Genomic DNA, 23,657 nt, shown 5'->3' with positions numbered 1-23,657 from the left:
CATTTATACTCTCCTTGAATGGGAGGAGATTCTTTTATGCAAGGCCAGACGGGCGAGAATGAGGAAGAAGCTGATTGTGATGGCGATATCCGCCACATTCATGCTTCCTCCCCCTTTCCCGAGCGAGATAAAATCCGTCACCTTGCCGAATACCGCCCGATCAATAGCATTACCCAGCGCTCCGCCAACCATTAGCCCTGTAATCAGCTCCAGCATCACGCCGCGCAGCTCCCCTTGACGCCGGTAGTAAAGCACGGCCGCAGCAAGGACCACCGCAACAATGACAAAATAACGGCCAAAGCCCTGAAAGGAGCTCATGGCTGCACCGGTGTTTTCGTAATGAATAAATCGCAGGACGCCCGGCCAAATGGAAATCGTCTCCCCCACTTCCATCGACATGCGGATAAGGCCTTTTGATATTTGATCAATAAGGATAACCACTACAGTAATGATATAAAATAGCATTCGTTCATCTCCATTTCACTTGCCTGTCATGACTGATTCCTTCGAAGAGCGGCATCTATCATGCAGGAAACCAGAATTCCAATACTGTAGCGGAGCAAGTCCACAGCCAGGAACCCTTTTCCCAGTATCAACGAGCCTGCAAGCGTGCTCCTTATGCCATTGATCCAATCCGCCTGATAGAGCTGGCTGAACTCAATGGCAAAGCAAAATATCAAGCTCACCCTGAATGCCCAGGATAAGCGCTTGTGGACCCATAAGAAACGAACGCCAAAATAGATCATACCCGCCCAAAGTGCATCTCCGAAGTGCTCGGACACGAAACCGGGCAGCGTTTCGGAATATGCTCTGGAGCCGTAGCCCAGCACCATAACGATAAATACCGCCATGATATAATACATTCTTGCCTTCATGGCCTCCACCAACTATTTTCAAATGACTGTCCGCGCCGGCCTCTACAGCTCAATCCAGAATCTCCTGATGATATTCCCATTCGCTTCGGTGAACTCCGATTCAAATATGCCGCCATTTTTGAGAATGGTCTTCTCAGAGCCGATATTCCCTTGGTCGCAAACAACCAGCACCCGGTTCAGGCCAAGCTCTCTGGTTCTGATCAGGGATTTGGCCAATAAGGCTCCGGCGTAACCCTTGCGCCTCTCGGAAGGACGGATGCCATAACCAATATTCCCGCCGCTTTCGGATAATTTCTGATTCAGCCGGTGGCGGATATTGACTGCGCCAACAAGCTTATCCGCTTCATTGATCAGCCAATAGGTGGAGTGGGGCACCCAGCTCTCTCTTGTCAGCTTGTCCTCGCTGTCTTCCGCATACAAGAATGCAACATACGCCTCAAAATTAGAAGGATCCCTCTCAATCACCCAGGGCACCATGTCCTCACCGCTCCCAAGCCAGTCCTCATAAAAGTCCATATATAAATCGCGGTACTCCAGGGATGGTTCGACCAGTATAACTTGGTTTATCATATATGCGCCTCCCATAATGGATCATGGTCTGTTCTATTGCATGTGCATGTTGTGAATCAGGAGGTCCCGATAGGTATATGATAGTGCTAGCATGAAGGCTTGCCAGCGATGCTCTTCATATTGAATTTAATTTACCATAAAAGCCGGGATGGCAGCAAACATATGTGCTTATTTATGTTCCAATAATATCCATTTACAGAATTAGTCTGCCGCGAAATAAATCCGCGATGACGGCATTGACATTGACGCGGCGTAAAGGTGTACATTTAGAAATGTCAGGAGGCGAAGGCATGGAATATACCGTACAGAAGCTAGGCAGGCTTGCTGGAATCAGCACAAGGACGCTCCGCTATTACGATCAGATCGGCATTCTCAAACCGGCCCGGATCAATTCGTCCGGTTACCGGATCTACGGTCAGGCGGAGGTCGACCGACTGCAGCAAATTTTGTTTTTCAGAGAGCTTGGGTTCCCGCTGGAACGGGTCAGGGAGGTCGTGACCGCTCCATCCTTCGACAGTGCCGAGGCACTCCGGACGCATTACGCACAGCTCCTTGACAGACGCAGGCAGCTTGATACGCTCATCGCCAATGTGGAACAAACCATTTCAGCGGCAGAAGGGAGAACGACCATGACCGATCAGCAGAAATTTGAAGGCTTCAAACAGAAGATGGTTGAAGGCAATGAAGACAAATACGGAGAAGAGATTCGCCGGAAATACGGAAACGAGGCAATCGACAAGTCCAATCAGAAATTCATGAACATGACGCAGGAGGAGCATGCCGAGGTGACCCGCCTGGCGGAAGAATTAACGGTCACACTCGCAGAAGCATTCAAAGAGGGCGATCCGGCGGGCGGGCTCGCCCAGAAGGCGGCCGACCTGCACAAACAGTGGCTCACCTTTTATTGGAGCAATTACAGCAAGGAAGCCCATGCCGGGCTCGCGCAAATGTACGTCGACGACGAGCGGTTCAAGGCCCATTATGACGCCGCTCAGCCGGGAACGGCAGAATTTCTGAGAGATGCGATCCACATCTACACCGGTGCGGGAAAATAAAAAATAATCAAAACCCCATCCCCCGGCATGGCCGCGTGGACGGGGTTTTGATCCTCACAAGCGCAGCAAGCGGCGCACAGCCCGCTTGTGGAGGGCCGCAGCCCAAGCCGCGCTGCCTATGATAGGCCGCTATGGGAAAGCTGTCAGGAAGGATTCGGCTGAACGCCTTCCTCCTGCGCCAAATACCTCTGCAGCATATTCAGCTCCCGGTACAGCTGGAGCAGCTCGGACTCCTTCCCCTGGATGAGCCGGGACAGCTCGTCGATTTTCATCACGATATCGGCGATATCCTTCTCCTTCACCGACAAGCTGCTGCTGAAGCATCCAAATGACTGCTTCGCCCACCGCTCCGCCGAGCCCCGGCCATCCTTGCGGTAAATGGTTGTGAACGCATCAAAAACCGCGTTGATCACCTGGCGGCGCTCGAAGCTAAGAACCCCCAATCCGTTCTTGGCATGCGCCACCGCCTGCATAAGCTGAAAATCATTCAGCTTGCCATGCGCGACCTCACCCCGGTCAATCTCTCCTATTAAATCCGGATAAACGGATTGAAACAGCTCCGCCTCCAGGATCATTTCTTCCATTGTGATTAAGGACCGATCCTGCATTCCACCACATCCCTTATCATTTTAAAGTCCTCTATATACAATTCGTATCAAATTTCTATTTAAGTCGCTTTCCCATACCCGGTCCGCTGGTTTGCGTAGAAAAAAAACGCCTGAATGGAACCATATGCCTCTGAAACGAAGCATAAGACCCATCCGGACGTTTTTGATTAGATCGTCTTCCTGTTTAATTAAACTCCTTAATCCGTTAATGAATCCTTATAATAAATACTGGCCAGCTTGGATGTATTGCTCTCCGATACCGTTGAAGCCAGCCCGATGCCAAGCCGCGCGTTCTCCGGATGATTCGTGTCGGGAATCTGGACGGCCATACCTTCAGGCTCCCTGAAGGTGAGTGTGTAGCCTGCCTTGGTCAGCTGCTTGTCGCTGACAATGCCGTTATTCAGGTTAACACTGGTAATGTACGTGTTGCCGTTCGGATAGATAGAAGTGGTCGAGTTGTACGAATTTCCCTCCAAGAGGTACAAAGTGCTTCCGAAGGAGGTGAAGCCCTGGAATGTGCCAAGACCGGACGGCTGGGCAATATCCGCAAAAGCTGTGTAATTCCCTGCTTTCACCTGAGCCAGGCTGTACACGCCATAGCGGAAAGAACCGTCCTCACGATAACGCATGGTCAAATACCCGTGGGTCATATCGATATTGACTGTTGTGCGGTCTGCGCCCGGTACGAGCTCGAACTTCGTCAATGAAGAGGAAGCTGAGGTCAGCACCTGACCGTTCACGAATTGAAACCGTGCCAGCTTGGAGCCCCAGCCGGATGTTCCATCGCTGAGCGCATCAACCTCTGTCCACAAATACGAAGCGGAACCCACCGGCTCAGCACCGATTTGAACACCATGCCCAAATCCCTTCAAGAACATATATCCTTCCACATTCCCTGACAAGTCCAGCTTCGTCACGCATAAATCGCCATTCAATGCCCGGTTGGCGCCGGATACAGGAGCCGATTCCCCAGGCAGCTGCTGGCCTCCCGCCATGAGCTGGACCGTGAAGATTTTCTTATTCGTATTGTCAAAAGCAAACGACTGCAGGACGGTATTATTGTGCAAAGCCTTCGAGCGAATGAGCTGAGTGGAAGGGTCCGTCAGATCAAACCTTTGCGAGACGGGTACAGCTGCCTGCGTATAACTTTCGAACGTGATGGCCGCGAGCAGAATGAACAGCAGAGCTCCGGCCCATTTGGCCACGCGTATTTTCATCATTTTCATCTCCTCCTTACTCTACTTATCCCGATCAGACTATCATCATTCCTCTTTTACCCGAACCTCCTTTTATTATGCATCTGCATTGACGGGCAGTACTTATAAAATACTGACGATGATCGTCCCAGTCAACCGCTCCGGGTATTAATTTTCTCTAAACAGGTCCTTATAAAAAAATAAACGCAGCCTGTTCCCGTTGCAGGAGACAAGCCGCGCGCGTATGTAAACCCCGGGAGTCGCCCAGGTTCAAATATTATCCGTCGCCAATGCGCTTAGCGCCTTGACGGCTTCTTTGATATCCGTATCATGCCGGGTAGGGGAGCCTGTCTGCCCGCCGTACCAATAAAGAATAAGAACATTCTTCACTCCATAAATGGCCGGGATTTGCATATCAAATTTCGATTTTTGCTGATTGAAATCCGTGAGTCCCTCTTCGCGCTTCTTCTCGGTGGGGAATAAATAGAAGGAAACCGATTCGTCATTCTCCAGCTTGTAGGTAGTAGCTTTCAGGCCTTTCAGCACAAAATGATTCTTTGTCCCGTCCTCATTCAGCAGCATTATCCCTTTGTCCGCGAATACGGTCTTTAGATCATCCAGATTGAGATCCGCCTCGGTGGTGCAGGCTGTCGCCACAGCCAATATCATGAGCAGCGCAAGAACGATCCGTTTCATTTTCCACTCCCCCTTTGTTCATAGTAACGGATAACAGGAGAGCTGCCAAATTATACTAAAAATCCGGCCGAACCCAAGGTTTGGCGCACAGGAGTTTCCAGCTGATTATCATGACTAAACGTGTCGAACAACCCCTGAAGCCGATAAACGGATTTCAATGCCGCTGGGATCCAGAACAACAACCGTCCCATCCCCGTGATGCGCCACAGGAACTCCTTCTTCCTGCAAGCGTCCAAGGACAGCAGAAAGCGCAGCCTGGTCCGGCAGACCGATCACATAATAGGCGAGTCCCGCCGCATCCTTGGGTGTTAGCGGAGCTCCCACGCCAGCCCAGGTATTGAGTCCGATATGATGATGATAGCCGCCGGCGGATATAAACAAAGCCGCATTGCCCATCCGCGCCATAACAGCAAACCCGAGCACATCGATATAAAAACGCTCAGCCGCGGCCAAATCGGATACATGCAGATGGATATGCCCGACCGTGGTCCCTGCGGGCAGACCGTTCCAGGGATCATCGCCCGCCTCCGCAAGCAGGCCGTCCCAATCGATCGGATCAACCGCCATGATATAATGGCCTGCAGCGTCGCGTTGCCATTCTTCCCGCGAACGGTCGCGATAGATCTCAATGCCGTTATTGTCGGGATCCGCAATGTAGAGAGCCTCGCTCACAAGATGGTCGGACTGGCCGATGTGAATGCCTGCACGGATGAGATTGCGCAAGGATAATCCCAGCGACTTGCGGTCCGGCAGCAGGATGGCAAAATGGTACAAGCCCGCTCCTGATCTTCTGGGGCGCTGAACGGCTCCTTTTATTTCCTCCAGGAGCAGCATGGGAGCCGCGCCCTCCACCGAAAGCTCGGCCGTTCCGTTCTCTTCCTTGATCAGCTTTAATCCCACTACATCCTGATAGAACCCGATTGAGCGTTTCAGATCGCTGACCCTCAGCTTGACAAGCTTGATGCCTGTTTCCGGGTGAATCGCGTTCGACATTACAATCACCTCTTCCGCGTTTTTCTCATATCGCGCTCATTTGGATTCGGAAACAACGGTAAAACGTTCGTTCTTATGCTGCGGATTCTCGATTTCATCCACGACGGCAACTGCAAAATCCTCATAGCTCACATAGCTTTCACCGGCGGAATTCACGAGCAGATTATCTTTCCCGGATTGATAGGCCCCGGTTCTGCGGCCGAGTGCAAAAATAGCCGACGGACTGACAAAAGTCCACTGTATGCCTTCTGTCTGCTTGAGAATGTCCAGGTTCTTGCCCTGATTCGAGGCTGTAGGAAAATATTCCTCAGGAAATCCGGGCGCTTCCATCACCCGTGTCGTCTTCTCTTCATCCACGAACAGACTCCCCGCACCCCCGACAACGATCAACCTCGTGCCCGCCGAGTCTTTAAGCGCCTCAATAAGCGCATTTCCGGCATCCACATGCAGATGCTCCTCGCCTGCCGGAGCCGAGAAAGCATTAACAATGACGTCATGTCCCTTGAGGTCCTCTGCCGTGAGGTCGAAAATATCCTTCTGAACGACAGCTGCGCGCTTGTCGGTTATTTTAAACGGGTTTCTCACAATCGCAGTACCTTCATGGCCCCTGTCCAACGCCTCCAGCAGGATGGCATTGCCCGCCTTACCGCTTGCTCCGATTACGGCAATCTTCATAATCAAGCTCCTCTCACAGGTTGATGATTATCAGAATATCTGATATAGTTGTAACTATAATTGTTACAGGTTACTTTTGTCAAATACTTTATTGCTCCCGTATCCCCGTTGACATTTCATGTCCGTTGTTAGACGATGATAGAGGACGAAATGAGGTGCTTCTTATGGCAATCAGCAGCCGGCTCGCTGTGGCGGTGCATATATTAGTATTAATCGAAACGCATGAGGGCAAGCGGATCACATCCGACTATATTGCAAGCAGCGTCAATACGAACCCCGTTGTCGTAAGACGGCTCATGGGCGTATTGAACAAAGCGGGCATCATTGCCACCACGCCGGGCATTCCCGGCGCCACCCTGTTAAGGCCTGCCAAGGACATCAGTCTGGCTGATGTATACTGCGCGGTGGAGCATTCCAGTCAGGAAGGGCTGTTCTCCCTGCATGAGAATCCCAATCCCAACTGCCCGGTAGGAAACAATATTGAACATGCTTTAGAGGACACCTTCGGAAGAGCGCAGATTGCCCTGGAATCGGAGCTTGCTGCTGTGACGATCGCAGACATCGCTTCAGAATGTGCAAAAATGTCAATGAATCAGCAGCAGCCGTAGCTTCAATCAAGCTGCAAAATGATTGATCTCCCCCTTTTCATGAAGGGGGCTTTTTACTGTGGGAAAACACAAAATTTAATTTCTGTTGACAAGCGTTTTTTTCTAATGATAGAATCGAAAAAAATAATTCCAATCTTATCAATCGGAATTAAGGTTATTTGCTACTACACTCGGGGGGAATTATTCATGTACAGAAAAATCTCGTATCCAAAATGGTTGTCCGCTGCCGCTTTATCCATGTCATTATTATTGGCGGTTCCGCTAAGCTCCGCCGCAGCCGGGGCTGCTGCCAGCCCTCTTGCTCCAGCTGTTGACCAGACCGGCAATTATTCATTATTTCTGCAGGAGAAATTCGATCTGACGATTGGAGATTCAACGACGAAGGGTGAATTGCTTCAAGATCTCGCCCTGATTTTGAACTACAAGCCCACAGCTGACGCTGTCACCTTCAGCGACTTGAGCCCATCGAGCCCGTATTATGAAGCTGCAGCTGCGCTTAGCCAACAAGGAATTGTGAGCGGCCCGGCCATTCATCCGGATGAACCGGTCGGTGGTTTCCAGGCCGTATTCATCGCCTTGAAAGCAGCCGGATTAAAGGAATTGGCCTATACCTATCCGGAAGCGAAGACCGCTGCCGCGCTGAACAAGCTTCATTTGAAGCCGGATGCTTTCCAGTCAGAAACCGCTGCACAGGAAATCGCTGCTGCTGTGGACACCGGTCTCGTGGCGCCTTCGCTTTATGGCGAGCTCAAGCCCGGCGCACTGGCATCGAAGACATTCCTTGAACAGCTTCTGGGTCAAGTGCTGGTAAGCAAGGGCCTCTATGAGCACTATATTGGTTTGACCGGCGATTCGGATATTTATGCGAAGCTGATTGACGCTTACTCGACCTCCGATGTAATTGAGGCTCCCGAACTGGAAACGATTGTTAACGGTGCGCTGGAGAAGGGTCTCGTAACGGGCTATAATCTGAAGGACTCCCGTTACGATCCGAATTTCATTGACTCGCTGACGATTACATACGGCCACTCCGATATTCAGCATGCGGTGCAGCTGATCGGACTGCTGCGCAGCGAAGGACTACAGGCCAAGGTCCAGTTCGAGCCTAAAACCTCCGCCTTCGTTCATTTGCTGGAATGGGGCGAGCCTGCGCCGGATCACGATAACCACTACAAGAAGCTGGAGAACGGCAACTATATCGCATCCGCCAAGGAATATGATATTTCGTTCGAATTCGCAACAGCCGCCGACAAGCAGCGCTTCCAGCCAGTCGTGCTTGCTTATGCCAAGAAAGACAGTGACGACGAGCCTGGACTGATTGCCGCTTCCTGGTGGCAGCCGCTCTATTATACCCAAACCAAGCTGAAAGATTACGATCTCATCACCAACAACAAAATTACCGGCAGCGGCTTCTATTATGCGCAGTCCTTCTCCCTGAACGAACAGTCCGCAGCGATTGTCCAAGGATTCAAGGCGATTGATCCGGCCATTGACATCACTACCTCGACCTTCTGGGTGGACAGACCGTTCTACAGCTACCTGAAGGGCGACGATTTTAAATAAACATTCTCCTGTAAGAAGAAATGGCAGAAACCGTCCTTTGGCGGTAAAGTTAGTTTCTTCCCTCAGAACATAAGCAAAGTATGATGGAATTTCATACTTTCTTATAGTTCAATAAAACAAGGCATCCCGTCACTGCCCACCCGGCAGCGGCGGGATGTTTGTTTTTATTTCCTCCACAATCATCAGGCAGGCGATCCCGATCCTGTGTTAAGATAAAATGATGACGCCCTTGTTGCCAAGTTATCTGGAATAGATGAAGCCTTAAGAAGGAGTATGAACAGCATGAATCATCACAAAATATGGACCAGGGATTTCGTAGCCATCTGCCTCAGCAGCTTTTTTATTTTTTTGAATTTCTACATGCTTGCAACCACGCTGCCCCAGTACGTGTCGGAGCGCCTGTCCGCAAGCGGCCAGCAGATGGGGCTGGTCATTACCGTATATGTTCTTGCGGCTGTTATTATGCGGCCACTCGCCGGCCAGTGGGTGGACCGCTACGGCAAGATTGCCGCTGTTCTTTCGCTCGCTTTATTTTTCGCAAGCACCCTGCTGTATCCCGCTATCCACAGCCTGCTTCTTCTGCTCGCGCTCAGAGCCATACATGGGGGAAGCTACGGCATGTCCTCCACCATGACCGGGGCGATGGCCGCAGAGCTGATTCCCGCCGCTCGCAAAGGGGAAGGCATCGGGTACTTCAGCATGTTCATGAGCCTGGCGATGGTCATCGGGCCGTTCCTTGGGCTGACGCTGGTTCATCAGGCCAATTACACGGTGCTTTTCATCGTGTGCATCTGTCTGACCGCCTTCTCGCTGCTTTTCGGCTTCCTGACGAAGGAAGCTCCGAAGGAGGCGTCAGTCAAGAACAAGCCTTTCAGCTTGAGCTGGTCCTCCATTGTGGAAGCCAAGGCGCTGCCGGTATCGCTTGCGGGATTCGTCCTTGCGTTCTCATACAGCTCGCTGACTTCTTTCATTTCCGTCTTTGCCAAAGAAATCGATCTGACCGAGGTCGCGAGTTACTTTTTCGTCGTCTTTGCCGTTATGATTGTGCTTCCCCGCCCCATTATCGGCAAAATATTCGACCGCTACGGCGAGCATGTGCTGGCTTATCCCGGCATTGCCTTGTTCGTTATCGGCATGCTGATCCTGGGCAGTGCGCATTCTCCGGCCGTCTTCCTGTTATCGGGAGCTGTAATCGGGCTTGGCCACGGCGCCATTATTCCCTGCTTCCAGACCGTGGCGCTCCGCTCGGCTCCAAGCGGCCGCAGCGGACTTGCGACGGGCACCTTCTTCCTCATGTTCGACCTGGGCTACGGGATCGGTTCCTATGTCCTTGGCGTGGTTGCCCAGCATACCCATTATGAAACCATGTACCACATCGCCGGACTTCTGGTTATTCTGTCGGGCGTTGTCTACTATGTGCTTCACCACCGTGTACAGTCCAGAACACAGCTTGGCAAAGCGGTCTGATACTTAATCCGTTTAAAAAACAGCAATGAAGAAGAAACGGCAGCCGCCTTCCTTTTTGTGGCGCAGTAAGTTGCTTTCCTCAATAATATAAGCAAGTACAGGTCAAATTTTATGCTTTCTTATTATTCAAATAAGGCCATCCTTTGCAGGATGGCCTTGTCTTTGTAAAACATGCTTGGAAAATGTTTCTGCCCGAGGCTGGCTCAGTCAGAACCCTTAAACAACCGGAAACCATCCAGGTACGTTAATAAGCATGTTCCATAATGCGTCCGGTATGGTCAGGTCTTTTTGAGCCGTTCTGGGCAGGGTCGTTCTAATCTCGTTTTCTTGATCGTTCAGAACCTTTTCAACCCATTTCGGTTCCATAATGATGGCATGCGCTAAAGCTAATAGAGGTACCCCGGCGTTCAGCGCCTTATTAACATCTTCCGGTAAAGATAATTCGCCAACCCCGATTACGGGTACACGGCTGCCTGCCCGTTCCTGGATGAGCAGAACACGTGATTTCGTATCCGTCTCATCCCGCATTGATCCATCCCAAAAACCTCGTACGGAGACATGAAGGTAGTCCAGCTTTTGCCGGGCCAAAACGTCAACCAATTGGAGCGTATCTTCCATGGTTATACCCGGGTTTTCTCTTTCTTCAGGCGACAATCTATATCCGACAATGAACGGATTTTGGGCATGAACAGCAACTGCCTGTTTTACGCTGTCGATTATGGCAAGCGGAAATGTCATTCTTTTTTCAATCGTACCTCCCCACTGGTCAGACCGGCGGTTGGAATGAGGGGAGAAGAATTGCTGAACCAGGTACGTATTTGAGCCCTGAATCTCCACGCCGTCAAAACCTGCTTCGATTGCTCTGCGGGTTGCTTCCCCAAAGGCTTTAATCATATCCTTGATATTTTCTTCCGTCATTTCTCTTGGAACAACCGAACCCGGACGTTCTGAGGCTGCAGCGCTTGGGCTTATTGGCTGTTTGCCGCCTGTAAGCTCAGGCGAGGCCATTCTCCCCGCATGGTAAATCTGTAAAATCGCTTTAGCCCCCTGTCCTTGAATCGTACTTGACAGTTTTTTCAATCCAGGTATTAAAGAGTCATCATATACGCCAATTTCATTAATAAAAGCCTTCCCTTCTGGCGAAACATGGCTGCTCGCTGTAATAACCGCACCTACTCCGCCTGAACGCACACGATAATAATCCAATTCTTGCTCTGACACGCCTCCATCCTCAAGAGAGGAAGAGTTTGTCATCGGCGCCATTAATACGCGGTTCTTAAGCTGTACTCCCGAAGGGAAAGTAAATGGTTCAACTATGGGTTTATAAGCCGGATTCATGTTTTGTTGTCTCCTTTTCGATAAATTAGTTCTGAGCGGATGTTGGAGCCTCCCCATCAGATGCCTCTGTTTCACAAATCAAGTTAAATCTTGCAAACTCCGTCCCCGCAGAGGCCGCCCTCGGAATCGCCATCTGGACCTGAGTCAAGCATCTGCAAAGGATGTTCTTCTCTCCACACTTGTTCAAGCAGCTCCAGGAACACGCCGCTTGGCCGTACTCCGGAAACAGCATACTTATCATTGATGATATAGAAAGGTGTGCCTGTAATCCCTATCCCGGACCCATGCTGCCGCTCTTTCTTTACCGTATCCTTGTATTTATCGCTGGACAGCATATCAAGAACCTCTTGGGCATCAAGGCCGCTCTCGCCAGCAAGTCTGGCAAGTGTTTCGTGATCGCCGATATCCAGCGAATCGGTAAAATAGGCTTTATAAACCTGAGCCATCCACTCTCCTGCTTTACCCTGTTCCTGCGCATAAACGGCCACGCGGAGAGCATCTGACGTATTTGATGGAATCAATGTGTCGAGATTATAGGTAAGGCCAACATCTTTGCCCATCTTGACCACCGTTTTATTTCCTTCTCTCACATAATCAGTGGACATCCCTCCGCCATGAATTTCGGCTGTCCAGGTGTAATAATCTTTGCCGGTGTTGCTCGGAGCATTCGGGAACAGCTGGAACGGTCTGTAAACGAGTTCGACTTCAGCCTTATGTTCAAATTGTTCTAGGGCTGTTTCCAAATTTGTTTTGCCTATATAGCACAACGGGCACATGATATCTGACCAGACCTCTATTTTCATCATTCCTTCGCCTCTCTCCTGTGATTTGGAATAACTCTACATGTATGAATGCTGCCGATTCATTTAATCAACAGTCATCGATTAATTAACAACAATTGATTAATTAACATGTATTGATTTATATTATAAAGAGTCGCAACAAAATCTCAATCGTTAAAAAACCGGCTTTTGTCAACTAATCAACATATGATTTGTTTTTGTTCATAATCATCAAAGGACGGTGATCCGCCATCATGCCTAAAGTCGACAGAAGAATAATGAAAACGAGGGAAGCCATCAGTAACGCTCTAATTGAGTTGATGTCCGAGAAGAACTTCGAAAACATTACGATCAATGACATCTCGGAAAAAGCGAATCTTAACAGGGGGACACTTTATCTCCACTATACGGACAAATATGATTTGCTCGACAAATGTATAAAGGATCATTTGAGTCATATGCTGGAGTTTTGCACGTTATCGAAGCCTGGCGAGGAAAAATTGGATGTTATCAATTCCCCGCTGCCGATGTTTCAATATTTTGAAAAACATTATTTATTCTATTCCTCCATGCTAAGCAATAAAGGTATAACTTGTTTTCAGGAGCAGTTGATCCTGATGGTCAAAAATGGAATTACCGAGCGATTGAAGACCGGGGAAGTGAACCATGGGGATAACAAAGAGGTTGTCATTCAATATATGGCGTCTGCTTTCGTCGGAGTCGTGGAATGGTGGATTAAAAATAAAATGCCGCTCTCTCCGGAAATGATGGCGCAGCAATTATGGGACATCTTCAAAAAAAATTTTTCCCAGTTGGTGAGTGCCGTCCCCCAAAACGGGCAGTTGACTTGACCAGCGTTAACCTAGACGCTGCAAGGTTTGCAGCTCATATAAGCCATATAAATAATCCCGTCTGGTGACGGGATTATTTGTGCTTGTTCCTTATATGTCATACAGCTTACAGATTCCTCTCCAACAATACCCCCAGTTGTTCTGCCAAGACCTGATGCGGGATTGGCTTTTCATTCATGAACCACCATTCCACTACCCCTACGTAAGCCGATGCAACAAACCTGACAAAAGCATCCTCATGTAATCCCTGGTTTTTCCCTTTGGTTACATCCACCTCTTTCCTGAACTGCTCGACAAGAAAGTCAAGAAACCGGGTACGAAAATAAGGAGCTCCTTTACTCGCTAACATCATCGAAAAGAATAAATAATTTCGTTCAAAATATTCGGTCCAGAGCGGTGACCCGCTTATAAAATCCATATCAGCTGCCGCTGTGCACTTTTTCCGGAGCTCATTGATATGTGTCTCTATAAGCTTATCGAGCAAATCATATTTATCCAAATAATGAAGGTAGATGGTCCCGCGACTCACATCTGCCCTATCGGAGATATCCTGTATCGTAATGGCATCAAAATTTTTCTCGGACATCAGTTCAATAACCGCTTTTTTTAACGCTTCTTGCGTTTTGAGAATTCTTCTATCCACTTTAGACATTAAAGGACCACCAGACTTTCTGAAAATAATAAACAATACTCAAGCGATTGTTCACTAATTGACAAATCACGCTCATCTAACAATTGCATGCTTTTTGTATCCGTTTATAATTATAGACAGATGTTCATTAATACATCAAGGTTTATTATTGGATTACCGTTTAATTATAAAGAAAGGAGAAAGCCTGTTGGAGAGCGAACCCGCAATTTATTAATCATAGTAACGCAGCAGAAACTAAAAAGGAGATGTTAAAATGACCGTTTTAAACAAACCTCTATCCGGTAAAATCGCATTCGTAACGGGCGGATCCCGCAGCATTGGCGCGGCGATTGTAAGGAGACTTGCAAGCGAGGGGGCATCCGTAGCCTTCACCTATGTCAGCGCGCAAAATAAAGCGGAAGAACTGGTTCGGGAAATTCAGGAAGCCGGCGGCACCGCCTTGGCCGTTCGTGCCGACAGCGCCAATGTCGATGCTGTAAAAGGTGCCGTCGCGGAAACGATCAGCGTATTGGGCGCCATCGATATTGTAGTGAACAATGCAGGCATCGCCAATGTGAAGCCTTACGATGAGGTTACGATCGAAGAATTCGACCAGATGGCGGCCATAAATTTCAGGGCGGTGTTCGTGGCGATCCAAGCCGCAGGGCCACAAATGAAAGAAGGAGGCCGCATTATTAATATTGGCAGTATTAATGCCTCCTGGAATCCCATCCCCGGAAACAGCCTGTACGCTGCAAACAAGGCTGCTGTGGCCGGATTGACGCGCGGTCTGGCCCGTGATCTGGCTCCAAAAGGCGTTACGGTAAATAATATTCAACCGGGACCGGTCGACACGGATATGAACCCGGCAGATGGACCTTACGCATCGCTCGCCAAAGGGATGATTTCGCTGGGGCGGTACGGCAAAGCTTCCGAAATCGCAAGTATGGTCGCTTATCTCGCCTCGCCCGAAGCCAGTTTCATTACAGGGGCGACCATCAATGTAGATGGCGGTGTCGTAATCTAAAGGCGGATCGAAGACTTTAACGAATAAGCTTGCCGGTATTATTGTAAAATAACATGAAAACCTGACTATATCGAATGGGTCAAGATCCCATTTGGTATACAGTAAAAAGCAAGCTGGCGCCTGGTACTTAACCGGTGCCAGCTTCATTTTCTTTGCACCTTCTGTGATGGTAAAACAGGAAGCAATCTCAATTCTGACGTATAATTGCTATACAAGAAGAAACGGCTTCGCTATCCTTCGGCGGCGCAGCAAGATGCTTCCATTTTAAAAAAAGTACACCCGCTAGAATTCATCGGATCCCTTGGGGGTTTTATCCAATGACTATTCTAAAGGGTGCACTTCAATCCTTTTTACCATTCCTGTTAAAGTTTCTTCCGTTCACCGGATACACAGCTTACGAATTATGCCTGCTTTGCTCCAAATACCAGCTGCTCGCTCAGGCTCCACAAGCGGGCGGCAGCATCGGGGTCAACCGCATGAGGCATCACGCCAAGATTCGCCGATGGGGCCCGGTTAACTGCATCCTTCCCGTCCGCCAGCATGGCAATTTCACAGTTTTCACAATAGACGCCGCCCTTGCCGTCGAGCTCCGGACTTATCGCCATACACCGGTCGCCGCTCCCTGCTTGACGGTTTTCAGGTTCTTCGACGGATCGAGAATTGGCTTCCCCTCCTCGTCAATGACGCCAAATGCCCGCAGCTGCTCCTCCGACAGATGCCTTGACAGGCCCGTCTCGACAATGCTTCCAGGATGAAGGGCGAACGCACGTATGCCATCCGCTTCCCCCCGCTTGTCCAGCTCAACCGTGAAGAGTATATTCGCCGTCTTCGACTGGCCATAACCTGACCAAGGGATATAGTCGCGGCGCTCAAAATGGATATCTTCAAAAACGACAGGCGACCGGCTGTGCGCATACGCCGATAACGTGACCACCCGCGCGCCTTGTGCCTGGCGGAGTGCCGGCCAGAGCCGCGCCGCTAGCTGAAAATGACCCAAATGATTAGTGGCAAATTGGACTTCATAGCCGCGTGTGTCATGCAGGAGAGGGATGCCTGCGACAGCAGCGCTGTTCACCAGGATATGCAGCGGGCGGTGGGATGCAAGAAACCTTTCGGCGAAGGCATCGATCGAGGCTGGAATCAATAAATCCATTTCTTCAACCTCCACGCCGCCGATCCCCGCCAGTGCTTCCTTCGCCTTGCTTACATCGCGTGCAGGCACAATGACCGCAGCCCCTGCCGAAGTCAGAGCGCGAGTAGTTTCCAGGCCGATACCGGAATAACCGCCGGTGACGATGACGATTTTATCTGTGAGGTCGATGCCTGCCATGACGTCGTCCGTGGTTGAGGCGGCTCCAAAACCGGAATGAATAGGAAATTGCTTTGTCAACATATAGAGATCCTCCTTGAAATCGGATGTGCAGTGAATGTACGGCTAGTGTGCCTTATAAAAGCAGGCCGAAAATGATATACATTTGGACTCAGTCCTCCAAGCTCCCTCTCCGTACGGCCCTTGATCCTGCCATAGAGAACCCTGCTTTTCTCTTCCTGATCGGCACGCGAACCGCTCAGGAAACAAAAGCGCATGTGCGGATTTTCGGAAAACATCGCTCGCGCGGCCATTACGGCGTAATCAAATGTAATTTTAATGTACTCTTCTCTGCTCACAGCGGTTTGCGAAACACCCAGGCACCAGATGCAGGCGTCGGCCTTGAGTGATGCCTTGATACGGGAATAGTCGAGGAAATCCTGCAGAATAACATCCTCCAGCTTTGGATGCGTGACTCCCAGCGGACGTCTGGTCAGCGTCATGATGCCTGTGATGGAAGAATCCTCCAAGGCCTGTTTTAACACCTCGCCGCCCACAAATCCGGTCGCACCGGTCAAAATAATCCTCATAACAGACTCTCGGCGCAGTCAACGACGGTCACGGCGGACGGCCGCGAGTGCCATTCCAGCAATCGTTTCGCCTTTTCTGACGTGTGGCGATATTTTCGCCCCAGCATTGGCGTTACCGCACGAAGCGAGGGATCGAACAGGGAGAGCAGCCGAAGCACGAAATCCGGAAGTTTTCGCACCGGAACTTTGCTTGCCGCCCCTCCGAGATTCGACCGCAATGTCTGCGAGATGTCGCTCATCCACATGAAATCACCGACTGCAATGAACCGCTGCCCGGCTGCCGCGCTTGAAGTCATCGCACGTATATGCATATCGGCCAGATCGCGCACATCCACAATTTCGAATCCCAGTCGGGGAGTGCCGGGGATACGCCCTTGCAAGAGACGGCCAATTACCTGTACGGAGCCCAGGTTATCCCCCGTTAGCACGGGGCCAAACACCGCACCCGGCAGAATCGTTGTTAACGTGGTCGGACCGCCATACTCTTCGATGAACTGCCACGCAGCCAGCTCGGATACCGTCTTGGACCTCCGGTAGGCATCGAAGCTCTTGTTCCCGGGGTCGCTCCAGAGGGACTCGTCGATGACACCGGCTTCGCTGTACAGCGACGGGGTGGCGGCGGCACACGAGGATGTCATGACCACGCGCTTGACCCCCGCCCTGGAAGCGGCGCGCAATACTCGCAGCGTTCCGTCGCGGGCGGCCGCGATCAATGCTTCCGGATCGTCGAGACTGGCCCCGCCGAGAGGCGAGGCCACATGAAGCACATAGTCGCATTCTGCTACTGCTTGCTCCCATCCGGCATCCGAAGTCAGATCAGCGGCATAGAAGCCCAGGCGATTGCCTGGATCGACTGCGGCGGAAATGGCCGCCCTTACCGATTGCTCCTTCGTCAGGCTTCGCACGGTGGCGCGCACCGCATATCCGCGCCTTAAGAGCTCGACGATACACCAGCTTGCGACAAAGCCGCTGCCTCCCGTTACCAAAACCGTCTCGACCGGCTCGTTCGGGCTGGTGTTGGCCGCTTCCTCTGCCAGCAGAGCATTCGCAAGTTGTTTTGCTGTCATAGCCGAAACCCTCCTTTGGATATTGATAAGGATAGGATGACTGATCATGTCCTTAGTGCTATTATCTTTTACAAAGAAGAATCCGGCATGACCATTCCTGCCAAAAAGTTGCCTAAAACTGCTTACTGCAATTATTTACTACATGAATCCTTTTTGTTTCGGGAACGAAAAGCGATATAATTCAGGACAAAGGGGTGAGCCTCATATGTTGAAGGAAGAATCCAAATTCCCTTCTTTATTAAATGAAGGGGGCAGCTCGATTCCGAGCAATCGGTTGGAGCAGATTGTGGCGATGACAGAAAAACTGACCACCGCGGACGGCCGGCATCAAACCCTCATTCCGTTTCTTTCGATTAGCCGGTATAGTCATCAAACTCCGCCGATTCCCGTCGTGCTGGCTCCATCATTTTGTCTTATCCTGCAAGGGACCAAGAAGGTTCATTTGGGGTCGCATATTGTTCATGCCGGCGCAGGCGATTTTCTCATCTCTATGATTGATTTGCCTGCATCTGCCCAAGTTAATGGCGCAGCGCAAGAATATCCTTACATCGGACTGAGAATTGACTTTACGACCCAAGAAATCGCTTCTGTCATTACGGAAGCTCAGGTAAAGGTAAGTCCGCGTGACAAAAAGGCGAATATTGGAGCCTTCATCGGAGCATCCGATACCGACCTGCTGGATGTGTTTATACGGCTGCTGAAGCTGATCGACAAGCCGGAAGAAGAAGTTCGCTATTTGTCGGGGTTTATTAAGCGGGAAATGATATTCAGGCTTCTGTCGGGAAATTACGGGCATTTATTTTTCCAGCAGGTGTTCTTCGACCAGCAAGCCGACGGAGTCGGCAAAGCCATCTCCTGGATCAAGGAAAATTTCGCCCGTTCCTTTACCGTAGAAGAACTTGCGAAAGCAATCAACATGAGCGTCTCGGGACTGCATCATAAGTTCAAAACCATTACGACAATGGGTCCCTTGCAGTATCAGAAGCAGCTCCGCCTTCAGGAAGCAAGACGCCTCATGTTAAGCGGCTCCATGGATGCCACGACCGCCGCTGTGGAAGTCGGTTATGAAAGTTCATCGCAATTCAGCCGGGAATACCGGCGGCTATTTGGCCTTCCTCCGCTTCAGGATATAAAAGCATTGAAAAAGCATTCGGCGGCAGACTTGCTTGAAAAAAGCGGGATTCTTTCCTTTCGATAAGTTCCGTAACCGGTTTTCACCGAAAATGTTAGTCCCCTATTTCGCAACAAAAGAACCTCCGAATCCACTGCACAAGTGGGGGGAGGTTCTTTTGGCATAAACGATATAGCTCCAGGCGGGAGCTAAAAAATCATCAAACAGCCTTGTGTTCAATATCATTAAATATTAATAGGACAGATGTTTTTTAGTTGCCACCAGCTAAGGCGTTATTGCATGCGCGGCCGGATTTTCCAAGCGGTATAGTGGACGCCGAGGCTTTGCTCCTGAATGAACGCATTGGGCGTACAAAAATCAAGCTGCAGCGATGCGCCCAGCGTAATCGGACCGAGCGGACAATGCGGCGCTACAGCCACATCGTAGGCTTCCGCCATACCGGCATCAGTCTGACACATGGCATGGTTAAACGATTGTCATTTCGCAACGTGCTCCAGCAGCTCAGCCGTAATGTCCGCGAGGCGAGCCGCCGACCCTGGTGAGAACAGACTGCTTCGAACACTAAGCTCAGTGTACATATTAAATGCGCTGAGCGGTTCCTTGGGTGGATCGTCAAGGAGGCGGACGATCGGAGGTACGACATCGGCAGCAGGTTTGGCCAGCCTCTTCTGCTGTTCGATATATGCCGCCGTCGGAGCATCGAACTCGCCGGCGAAGCTCGTCGATGTCGTTCCCGGGTGGAACAGCACATACCTGACCGGGCCCTCGCCATGGCGTTTGGCGAAGGTGACCCCGAGCAGATCATTGAACCGCCCGGTCATGAACATCGCTTTCACACCATCGTATTGCCGGGCGCTCTGCAGATCTTCCCAATCTATCGGTGTTTCGTGGCCTGGACCGGACACGTTTACGATAACCGGGTTATCCGCTCTCTCGAGGGCGTCGAGCAGCCCGTAGCTAAAGAGAACGCGACTCAGATAGAAAAGCGCAAAGTTGTCTTCGAATCCTTCGGAGGTCACTGACCGGTACGTCCGGAAATAACGAGCGCACATAACAAGGCCGTCTATTTGGGGATAGGCCTCGATCACTTCGCTGACGGTGCGCTTGGTGCTCGACATCAGACTGAGATCTGCCGGGACGAAGGCTGCGCTTCCTGGCGCACTGGACGCCTCCTGGATGAGCCGGTCACCCTTCTTCGGGTCCGTTCCGATCACTATGACATGGTCTCCCCTCCAAAACAGCGCGCGGGCGACGGCTGCACCGATACCATCTGTTCCACCTGTAATCACATAGGTCTTTGTCATGCCATATCTCCTTTTACATGCGATAACTCTTGCACGTAAATAGTATAATATAAGGTGACTTCCAATAAAATTGAATCATTTTGATGTTATCATTCAATAATTTTGAATAAAGGAGCGCTCAATAATGGAAATACGTCACCTTGTTACATTTCGCACCGTTGCCTCGACATTGAATTTCTCCCGGGCAGCAGAGGCGCTCAATTATGTGCCTTCTAATGTAACCATGCAAATTCAAGCTTTGGAAGAGGAGCTGGGCGTTCCTCTGATTGACCGATTAGGCAAACAAATTGCGTTGACAGAAGCGGGCAGGAAATTTTTGTGGCATACCGAGAAAATCATGAATGACCTGGACGAAGCCCGGCTGGCATTACAAAAAAATGAGGACATTACGGGGACCATTACGATTAGCGGAAGTGAGATTCTTTGCGCCTATCGGTTGCCTCTGCTATTTCATGCTTTTCGCACTAAACACCCTGGTATTCGGTTCAACTTTCGTCCCATCCCCAATGAACGATTGGTAAATAGCCTATATGACGGGCAGACAGACCTTGTCTTTATTCTGGATGAACAGGTGAGGGCTCCGAGACTTGTTTCAACTGCTTTACACAATGAATTATTTCATCTTCTTGCAGCACCGCACCATCCGCTCGCGGATCGAACAAGACTTCAAGTCCAGGATTTGCAAGAAGAGGTATTTCTGCTGACGGAGAAAGGCTGTACCTATCGGACTTTATTTGATCGATCTATTGAGAGAAGGGGAATCGATGGTATCACAAGCTTGGAGTTTTTCAGTGCAGAAGCGATTAAACACTGTGCTATGACGGGTATGGGCATTGCTTTTCTGCCCGATATGGCTGTAAAAGCGGAGCTTGAGCGGGGCGAGCTTGTCTCTCTGCCCTGGGAAATGCCTGATCTTCATGTCGTGACCCAGATGCTGCGGCATAAGGATAAATGGTTGTCGCCTGCGATAGAAGCTTTCATTGATGTGGTTAAGGATGTATTTGAACCGGCACCTGGCTCTCCCCAAAGCTAGCCGTTACAACTACCGTAAATGACGGACACGTACAAATGAATGAGTTCAAATCAAGCGGAGGCATAGTGCGCTGAAGGATGAAGCCCGTATACATACAGATTGATTAGAGAACTACTATAACGTTTAAACTAAAATTTCAGAAATATGGAGTATGATCAAATGCCTTTCATTGCTTTGGACATAATATTCATACTTGCGGCATGGCGCTGGGGAGATTGGAGACATTGGCAAAAATATCATTCGACCATTTTGTATTTCTTGCTTGGGGACGTTATTTATATGGTGCTGACAAGCAGTTATCCGCTATGGCAGCATCAGCCCTGGCCGCCAATTCATAGTTATTTAGGTGTCGAACTATGCTGTTTGGTGTGCTTTGCATCTACCACGCTGATATACCTTGGTTTATTCCCAAACGGAGTCGGCAAGTCAATATTATGGATTGGATTTTGGGTAATCGTTTATTCGTTAATCGAGGTATTTTATTTGTTTTGTGGGGCGATTAAACATTTTAACGGTTGGACCATGCTTTATTCCGTTTTATTCAATATGATCATGTTCACGTTGCTTCGATTACATTTTTCCCGGCCATTACTAGCCTACACGATCTCCATACCGCTTGCTATTGCAATACTGGTCATATTCAGGGTTTCGATTAAATGATGATTGGGAGCGACCCATATATCATGGCCCACCGGCTGACCTGAGAGCAGCGCACGGATAGCCTCTCGATCGAGGTCACCGGCAACCAGCAAGCGAACGACGAACCCTGATTTGACCAATAAATGGATAACAGACCGATTTGAAATAGATATCGGTCTTTTTTTTACAAAGGAATGGAAGAAGTCACACGGTTATATCTAGCCAACCGCAATTTTTATATCTGTGAAGCCGTCTAAGCAAAGTACAAAGGCAACTTTTGCTTCCAATCGGCCGCCAGGGGGCTGACCGTTGGGTGTCGTGGATTGAGGACGGGCATACCAGGCGCGGGCTCGTTGTCAGTCTTCGATTGCCTGATAGACTGTGGTCCAGAAGTCGTGGATAAGATGCACGGAATCCGCAGTGGACACCCCGACCTGGGTGAGCAGGATTCCGGTGAGCTGTTTGTCCGGGTCGGCGTAGGTCGAGGTGCCGGTACCGCCGTCCCAGCCGAACTGGCCGATGGAGGCGTAGTCTCCACGATAGGTGCGCACCGCCATCCCGAAGCCCCAGCCGCCATGCTGCGATTGACCGAACGAGTTCCTGTACATGGCGTCCCGGGCAGCTTGTTGCTCGGGCGTGAGGCGATTGGTGGTCATCAGCTCGACGGCGGGCCGGGATAAGATCCGTTCGCTCCCGTGCATCCCGTGATTCAGCAGCATCTGGAAGTAGACGTGGTAGTCGTCGACGGTGGAGACCAGCCCACCGCCGCCGCCCTGGAACGCCGGAGGCTGGCTGAGCCTTCCGCCTGCCGCCTCGTCCCACACGATGAACTCTCCGGTCTGCGGGTCGGGCCCGTACAGGGTCGGCAGCCGGTCGATCTTGCCGGCGGGCACGTGGAAACCGGTATCCTTCATCCCCAGCGGATCGAGGATACGTTCGCGCAGGAACGTCTCCAACGACTGGCCCGCGACCCTGGCGACAAGCACGCCGACTACCTCGTTGCTGAGGTCGTACTGCCACCGCTCTCCGGGCTGGTACGACAGCGGCAGCTCGCCAAGGCGGCGCATCCACTCGTCCGGCCCGGGCGCCGGCCCGGATACCACGCTGTAGTCGGTCCGCTCGAAGGTCGCGGCCCTGATCGGGGAGTCCATCAACGCGAAATCCACTCCGAGCCCGAACGTGGAGGTCAGCAGGTCCCGTACGGTGATCGGCCGCCGCGCCGGCACGGTGTCCTCCAGCGGGCCGTCGGCCCGTTTCAGCACCCGTCGGTCGGCGAGTTCGGGCAGCCACGGATCTACCGGGTCATCGAGCCGCAGCCGGCACTCATCGAGAAGGACCATCGCCGCCGCCATCGTGACCGGCTTGGACGTAGATGCCATCCGGAAGATCGTGTCCCGGCGCATCGGCGCGCCACCATCATGGCGCATCGTCCCGATCGCTTCGACATGCGTCTGGCCGCCGCGGCTGACCAGAGCGACCAGCCCGGGAATCTTCCCGGACTCGACATGCCGTGCCAGCACCTCGCGCATTCTGGGCAGCCCTGTTTCGGAGAAGCCAACAACATCCTTCATATTTTCTGACGAACTCAAATCTTCTGTTGTAATCTTTTGCATTTGATTTCCCTCTCTTTCCTTTTTATCCGGTAATC

The 23,657-nt window shown here is 50.8% G+C and carries 26 protein-coding genes and 1 pseudogene; 9 read left to right on the top strand and 18 right to left on the bottom strand.

Annotated features, from left to right (window positions below; all coding sequences use genetic code 11):
- Positions 1-3: 3 nt before the first annotated feature.
- From lspA to ACFOLF_RS22165, 3 genes are read right to left on the bottom strand one after another with little or no spacing between them, the layout of a single operon-like run.
- On the bottom strand, positions 4-465 hold the full coding sequence (gene lspA / locus ACFOLF_RS22175) for a signal peptidase II (protein WP_210038598.1): 462 nt from the start codon (positions 463-465) through the stop codon (positions 4-6).
- A gap of 26 nt (positions 466-491) precedes the next feature.
- Positions 492-875, bottom strand: a complete 384-nt coding sequence (locus ACFOLF_RS22170) for a ribosomal maturation YjgA family protein (RefSeq protein WP_210038597.1) — start codon at positions 873-875, stop codon at positions 492-494.
- A gap of 42 nt (positions 876-917) precedes the next feature.
- Positions 918-1,445, bottom strand: coding sequence for a GNAT family N-acetyltransferase (locus ACFOLF_RS22165; RefSeq protein ID WP_210038596.1), 528 nt, complete (start codon positions 1,443-1,445; stop codon positions 918-920).
- 290 nt (positions 1,446-1,735) lie between these two features.
- Here ACFOLF_RS22165 and ACFOLF_RS22160 point away from each other — a divergent pair, with 290 nt between their 5' ends.
- Entirely contained in the window at positions 1,736-2,500 is a 765-nt protein-coding gene (locus ACFOLF_RS22160; protein ID WP_210038595.1) for a MerR family transcriptional regulator, read from the top strand.
- Positions 2,501-2,643: 143 nt separating this feature from the next.
- Here ACFOLF_RS22160 and ACFOLF_RS22155 read toward each other — a convergent pair whose 3' ends face one another.
- The 5 genes from ACFOLF_RS22155 to ACFOLF_RS22135 all read right to left on the bottom strand — a co-directional run bounded on the left by ACFOLF_RS22155 (position 2,644) and on the right by ACFOLF_RS22135 (position 6,668).
- Entirely contained in the window at positions 2,644-3,108 is a 465-nt protein-coding gene (locus ACFOLF_RS22155) for a hypothetical protein (protein WP_210038594.1), read from the bottom strand.
- A gap of 197 nt (positions 3,109-3,305) precedes the next feature.
- Complete coding sequence (locus ACFOLF_RS22150) at positions 3,306-4,328, bottom strand: phage baseplate protein (protein ID WP_210038593.1); 1,023 nt, start codon at positions 4,326-4,328, stop codon at positions 3,306-3,308.
- Positions 4,329-4,574: 246 nt separating this feature from the next.
- Positions 4,575-5,000 (bottom strand): hypothetical protein, encoded by a 426-nt coding sequence (locus tag ACFOLF_RS22145; RefSeq protein ID WP_210038592.1) that lies wholly within the window; start codon positions 4,998-5,000, stop codon positions 4,575-4,577.
- A gap of 114 nt (positions 5,001-5,114) precedes the next feature.
- Positions 5,115-5,993 (bottom strand): VOC family protein, encoded by an 879-nt coding sequence (locus ACFOLF_RS22140; protein ID WP_210038591.1) that lies wholly within the window; start codon positions 5,991-5,993, stop codon positions 5,115-5,117.
- A gap of 36 nt (positions 5,994-6,029) precedes the next feature.
- Complete coding sequence (locus ACFOLF_RS22135; protein ID WP_210038590.1) at positions 6,030-6,668, bottom strand: NAD(P)-dependent oxidoreductase; 639 nt, start codon at positions 6,666-6,668, stop codon at positions 6,030-6,032.
- A gap of 164 nt (positions 6,669-6,832) precedes the next feature.
- On the opposite strand from ACFOLF_RS22135, the gene ACFOLF_RS22130 reads away from it, so the two are divergent.
- From ACFOLF_RS22130 to ACFOLF_RS22120, 3 genes are all read left to right on the top strand, one after another.
- Positions 6,833-7,276 (top strand): Rrf2 family transcriptional regulator, encoded by a 444-nt coding sequence (locus tag ACFOLF_RS22130; RefSeq protein WP_210038589.1) that lies wholly within the window; start codon positions 6,833-6,835, stop codon positions 7,274-7,276.
- A gap of 186 nt (positions 7,277-7,462) precedes the next feature.
- Positions 7,463-8,839, top strand: coding sequence for an S-layer homology domain-containing protein (locus ACFOLF_RS22125; RefSeq protein ID WP_210038588.1), 1,377 nt, complete (start codon positions 7,463-7,465; stop codon positions 8,837-8,839).
- A 282-nt stretch (positions 8,840-9,121) separates the two neighbouring features.
- Positions 9,122-10,306 (top strand): MFS transporter, encoded by a 1,185-nt coding sequence (locus tag ACFOLF_RS22120; RefSeq protein WP_210038587.1) that lies wholly within the window; start codon positions 9,122-9,124, stop codon positions 10,304-10,306.
- Between the two features lie 216 nt (positions 10,307-10,522).
- Here ACFOLF_RS22120 and ACFOLF_RS22115 read toward each other — a convergent pair whose 3' ends face one another.
- Together ACFOLF_RS22115 and ACFOLF_RS22110 are read right to left on the bottom strand one after the other, a co-directional pair.
- Positions 10,523-11,644, bottom strand: coding sequence for an NADH-dependent flavin oxidoreductase (locus ACFOLF_RS22115; RefSeq protein ID WP_210038586.1), 1,122 nt, complete (start codon positions 11,642-11,644; stop codon positions 10,523-10,525).
- Positions 11,645-11,727: 83 nt separating this feature from the next.
- On the bottom strand, positions 11,728-12,450 hold the full coding sequence (locus ACFOLF_RS22110; protein ID WP_210038585.1) for a DsbA family oxidoreductase: 723 nt from the start codon (positions 12,448-12,450) through the stop codon (positions 11,728-11,730).
- Between the two features lie 230 nt (positions 12,451-12,680).
- Between ACFOLF_RS22110 and ACFOLF_RS22105 the strand changes: the two genes are divergently transcribed.
- The gene (locus ACFOLF_RS22105; protein WP_210038584.1) at positions 12,681-13,277 is read left to right on the top strand and encodes a TetR/AcrR family transcriptional regulator; all 597 of its coding nucleotides are present in this window, start codon (positions 12,681-12,683) and stop codon (positions 13,275-13,277) included.
- 106 nt (positions 13,278-13,383) lie between these two features.
- On the opposite strand, the gene ACFOLF_RS22100 is transcribed toward ACFOLF_RS22105, so the two are convergent.
- Positions 13,384-13,929, bottom strand: coding sequence for a TetR/AcrR family transcriptional regulator (locus ACFOLF_RS22100; RefSeq protein WP_210038583.1), 546 nt, complete (start codon positions 13,927-13,929; stop codon positions 13,384-13,386).
- 253 nt (positions 13,930-14,182) lie between these two features.
- Here ACFOLF_RS22100 and ACFOLF_RS22095 point away from each other — a divergent pair, with 253 nt between their 5' ends.
- Positions 14,183-14,935 carry a 3-oxoacyl-ACP reductase family protein gene (locus ACFOLF_RS22095; protein WP_210038582.1) on the top strand — a complete coding sequence of 251 codons (753 nt, stop codon included), beginning with the start codon at positions 14,183-14,185 and terminating at the stop codon, positions 14,933-14,935.
- A 401-nt stretch (positions 14,936-15,336) separates the two neighbouring features.
- On the opposite strand, the gene ACFOLF_RS22090 is transcribed toward ACFOLF_RS22095, so the two are convergent.
- From ACFOLF_RS22090 to ACFOLF_RS22075, 4 genes are read right to left on the bottom strand one after another with little or no spacing between them, the layout of a single operon-like run.
- Positions 15,337-15,540, bottom strand: a complete 204-nt coding sequence (locus tag ACFOLF_RS22090) for a hypothetical protein (protein ID WP_379113474.1) — start codon at positions 15,538-15,540, stop codon at positions 15,337-15,339.
- Positions 15,531-16,328, bottom strand: a complete 798-nt coding sequence (locus ACFOLF_RS22085) for an SDR family NAD(P)-dependent oxidoreductase (RefSeq protein WP_379113471.1) — start codon at positions 16,326-16,328, stop codon at positions 15,531-15,533. Before ACFOLF_RS22085 ends, ACFOLF_RS22090 begins: the two co-directional genes overlap by 10 nt.
- The gene (locus ACFOLF_RS22080; protein WP_210038581.1) at positions 16,322-16,834 is read right to left on the bottom strand and encodes an NAD-dependent epimerase/dehydratase family protein; all 513 of its coding nucleotides are present in this window, start codon (positions 16,832-16,834) and stop codon (positions 16,322-16,324) included. Before ACFOLF_RS22080 ends, ACFOLF_RS22085 begins: the two co-directional genes overlap by 7 nt.
- Positions 16,831-17,901 (bottom strand): SDR family oxidoreductase, encoded by a 1,071-nt coding sequence (locus tag ACFOLF_RS22075; protein ID WP_210038580.1) that lies wholly within the window; start codon positions 17,899-17,901, stop codon positions 16,831-16,833. The genes ACFOLF_RS22080 and ACFOLF_RS22075 overlap by 4 nt, the downstream gene beginning before the upstream one ends.
- 205 nt (positions 17,902-18,106) lie before the next feature.
- Here ACFOLF_RS22075 and ACFOLF_RS22070 point away from each other — a divergent pair, with 205 nt between their 5' ends.
- On the top strand, positions 18,107-19,099 hold the full coding sequence (locus ACFOLF_RS22070) for an AraC family transcriptional regulator (RefSeq protein WP_210038579.1): 993 nt from the start codon (positions 18,107-18,109) through the stop codon (positions 19,097-19,099).
- A 239-nt stretch (positions 19,100-19,338) separates the two neighbouring features.
- On the opposite strand, the pseudogene ACFOLF_RS22065 reads toward ACFOLF_RS22070, so the two are convergent.
- Together ACFOLF_RS22065 and ACFOLF_RS22060 are read right to left on the bottom strand one after the other, a co-directional pair.
- A pseudogene (locus ACFOLF_RS22065) lies at positions 19,339-19,488 on the bottom strand (enolase C-terminal domain-like protein); the annotation flags it as partial.
- Between the two features lie 21 nt (positions 19,489-19,509).
- Positions 19,510-20,337: an SDR family NAD(P)-dependent oxidoreductase gene (locus ACFOLF_RS22060; protein WP_210038578.1), complete on the bottom strand. Its 828-nt coding sequence runs from the start codon at positions 20,335-20,337 to the stop codon at positions 19,510-19,512.
- Between the two features lie 124 nt (positions 20,338-20,461).
- Between ACFOLF_RS22060 and ACFOLF_RS22055 the strand changes: the two genes are divergently transcribed.
- Both ACFOLF_RS22055 and ACFOLF_RS22050 read left to right on the top strand, forming a co-directional pair.
- Positions 20,462-21,370: a LysR family transcriptional regulator gene (locus ACFOLF_RS22055; protein ID WP_210038577.1), complete on the top strand. Its 909-nt coding sequence runs from the start codon at positions 20,462-20,464 to the stop codon at positions 21,368-21,370.
- A 144-nt stretch (positions 21,371-21,514) separates the two neighbouring features.
- Positions 21,515-22,030, top strand: a complete 516-nt coding sequence (locus ACFOLF_RS22050) for a CBO0543 family protein (protein WP_379113469.1) — start codon at positions 21,515-21,517, stop codon at positions 22,028-22,030.
- A gap of 335 nt (positions 22,031-22,365) precedes the next feature.
- Here the strand turns inward: ACFOLF_RS22050 and ACFOLF_RS22045 are convergent, their stop codons facing one another.
- Entirely contained in the window at positions 22,366-23,622 is a 1,257-nt protein-coding gene (locus ACFOLF_RS22045) for a serine hydrolase domain-containing protein (protein ID WP_379113467.1), read from the bottom strand.
- Positions 23,623-23,657 lie beyond the last annotated feature (35 nt).

Origin of the sequence: Paenibacillus sepulcri, assembly GCF_042647105.1 — a bacterium.
Classification (GTDB): Bacteria; Bacillota; Bacilli; order Paenibacillales; family Paenibacillaceae; genus Paenibacillus_Z; species Paenibacillus_Z sepulcri.
Note: the sequence above shows the minus strand (reverse complement) of the source record. Positions and strands in the feature narration are given on the sequence as shown.

Bases quoted from the DNA above. Each gene is read 5' to 3' on its own strand.
- ACFOLF_RS22050 (WP_379113469.1), top strand. From the start codon at position 21,515: ATGGAGTATGATCAAATGCCTTTCATTGCTTTGGACATAATATTCATA.
- ACFOLF_RS22100 (WP_210038583.1), bottom strand. From the start codon at position 13,929: ATGTCTAAAGTGGATAGAAGAATTCTCAAAACGCAAGAAGCGTTAAAA.
- ACFOLF_RS22150 (WP_210038593.1), bottom strand. From the start codon at position 4,328: ATGATGAAAATACGCGTGGCCAAATGGGCCGGAGCTCTGCTGTTCATT.
- ACFOLF_RS22090 (WP_379113474.1), bottom strand. From the start codon at position 15,540: ATGGCGATAAGTCCGGAGCTCGACGGCAAGGGCGGCGTCTATTGTGAA.
- ACFOLF_RS22075 (WP_210038580.1), bottom strand. From the start codon at position 17,901: ATGACAGCAAAACAACTTGCGAATGCTCTGCTGGCAGAGGAAGCGGCC.
- ACFOLF_RS22145 (WP_210038592.1), bottom strand. From the start codon at position 5,000: ATGAAACGGATCGTTCTTGCGCTGCTCATGATATTGGCTGTGGCGACA.
- lspA (WP_210038598.1), bottom strand. From the start codon at position 465: ATGCTATTTTATATCATTACTGTAGTGGTTATCCTTATTGATCAAATA.
- ACFOLF_RS22055 (WP_210038577.1), top strand. From the start codon at position 20,462: ATGGAAATACGTCACCTTGTTACATTTCGCACCGTTGCCTCGACATTG.
- ACFOLF_RS22160 (WP_210038595.1), top strand. From the start codon at position 1,736: ATGGAATATACCGTACAGAAGCTAGGCAGGCTTGCTGGAATCAGCACA.
- ACFOLF_RS22080 (WP_210038581.1), bottom strand. From the start codon at position 16,834: ATGAGGATTATTTTGACCGGTGCGACCGGATTTGTGGGCGGCGAGGTG.
- ACFOLF_RS22120 (WP_210038587.1), top strand. From the start codon at position 9,122: ATGAATCATCACAAAATATGGACCAGGGATTTCGTAGCCATCTGCCTC.
- ACFOLF_RS22135 (WP_210038590.1), bottom strand. From the start codon at position 6,668: ATGAAGATTGCCGTAATCGGAGCAAGCGGTAAGGCGGGCAATGCCATC.
- ACFOLF_RS22060 (WP_210038578.1), bottom strand. From the start codon at position 20,337: ATGACAAAGACCTATGTGATTACAGGTGGAACAGATGGTATCGGTGCA.
- ACFOLF_RS22085 (WP_379113471.1), bottom strand. From the start codon at position 16,328: ATGTTGACAAAGCAATTTCCTATTCATTCCGGTTTTGGAGCCGCCTCA.
- ACFOLF_RS22140 (WP_210038591.1), bottom strand. From the start codon at position 5,993: ATGTCGAACGCGATTCACCCGGAAACAGGCATCAAGCTTGTCAAGCTG.
- ACFOLF_RS22110 (WP_210038585.1), bottom strand. From the start codon at position 12,450: ATGATGAAAATAGAGGTCTGGTCAGATATCATGTGCCCGTTGTGCTAT.
- ACFOLF_RS22070 (WP_210038579.1), top strand. From the start codon at position 18,107: ATGTTGAAGGAAGAATCCAAATTCCCTTCTTTATTAAATGAAGGGGGC.
- ACFOLF_RS22130 (WP_210038589.1), top strand. From the start codon at position 6,833: ATGGCAATCAGCAGCCGGCTCGCTGTGGCGGTGCATATATTAGTATTA.
- ACFOLF_RS22045 (WP_379113467.1), bottom strand. From the start codon at position 23,622: ATGCAAAAGATTACAACAGAAGATTTGAGTTCGTCAGAAAATATGAAG.
- ACFOLF_RS22165 (WP_210038596.1), bottom strand. From the start codon at position 1,445: ATGATAAACCAAGTTATACTGGTCGAACCATCCCTGGAGTACCGCGAT.
- ACFOLF_RS22115 (WP_210038586.1), bottom strand. From the start codon at position 11,644: ATGAATCCGGCTTATAAACCCATAGTTGAACCATTTACTTTCCCTTCG.
- ACFOLF_RS22095 (WP_210038582.1), top strand. From the start codon at position 14,183: ATGACCGTTTTAAACAAACCTCTATCCGGTAAAATCGCATTCGTAACG.
- ACFOLF_RS22155 (WP_210038594.1), bottom strand. From the start codon at position 3,108: ATGCAGGATCGGTCCTTAATCACAATGGAAGAAATGATCCTGGAGGCG.
- ACFOLF_RS22170 (WP_210038597.1), bottom strand. From the start codon at position 875: ATGAAGGCAAGAATGTATTATATCATGGCGGTATTTATCGTTATGGTG.
- ACFOLF_RS22105 (WP_210038584.1), top strand. From the start codon at position 12,681: ATGCCTAAAGTCGACAGAAGAATAATGAAAACGAGGGAAGCCATCAGT.
- ACFOLF_RS22125 (WP_210038588.1), top strand. From the start codon at position 7,463: ATGTACAGAAAAATCTCGTATCCAAAATGGTTGTCCGCTGCCGCTTTA.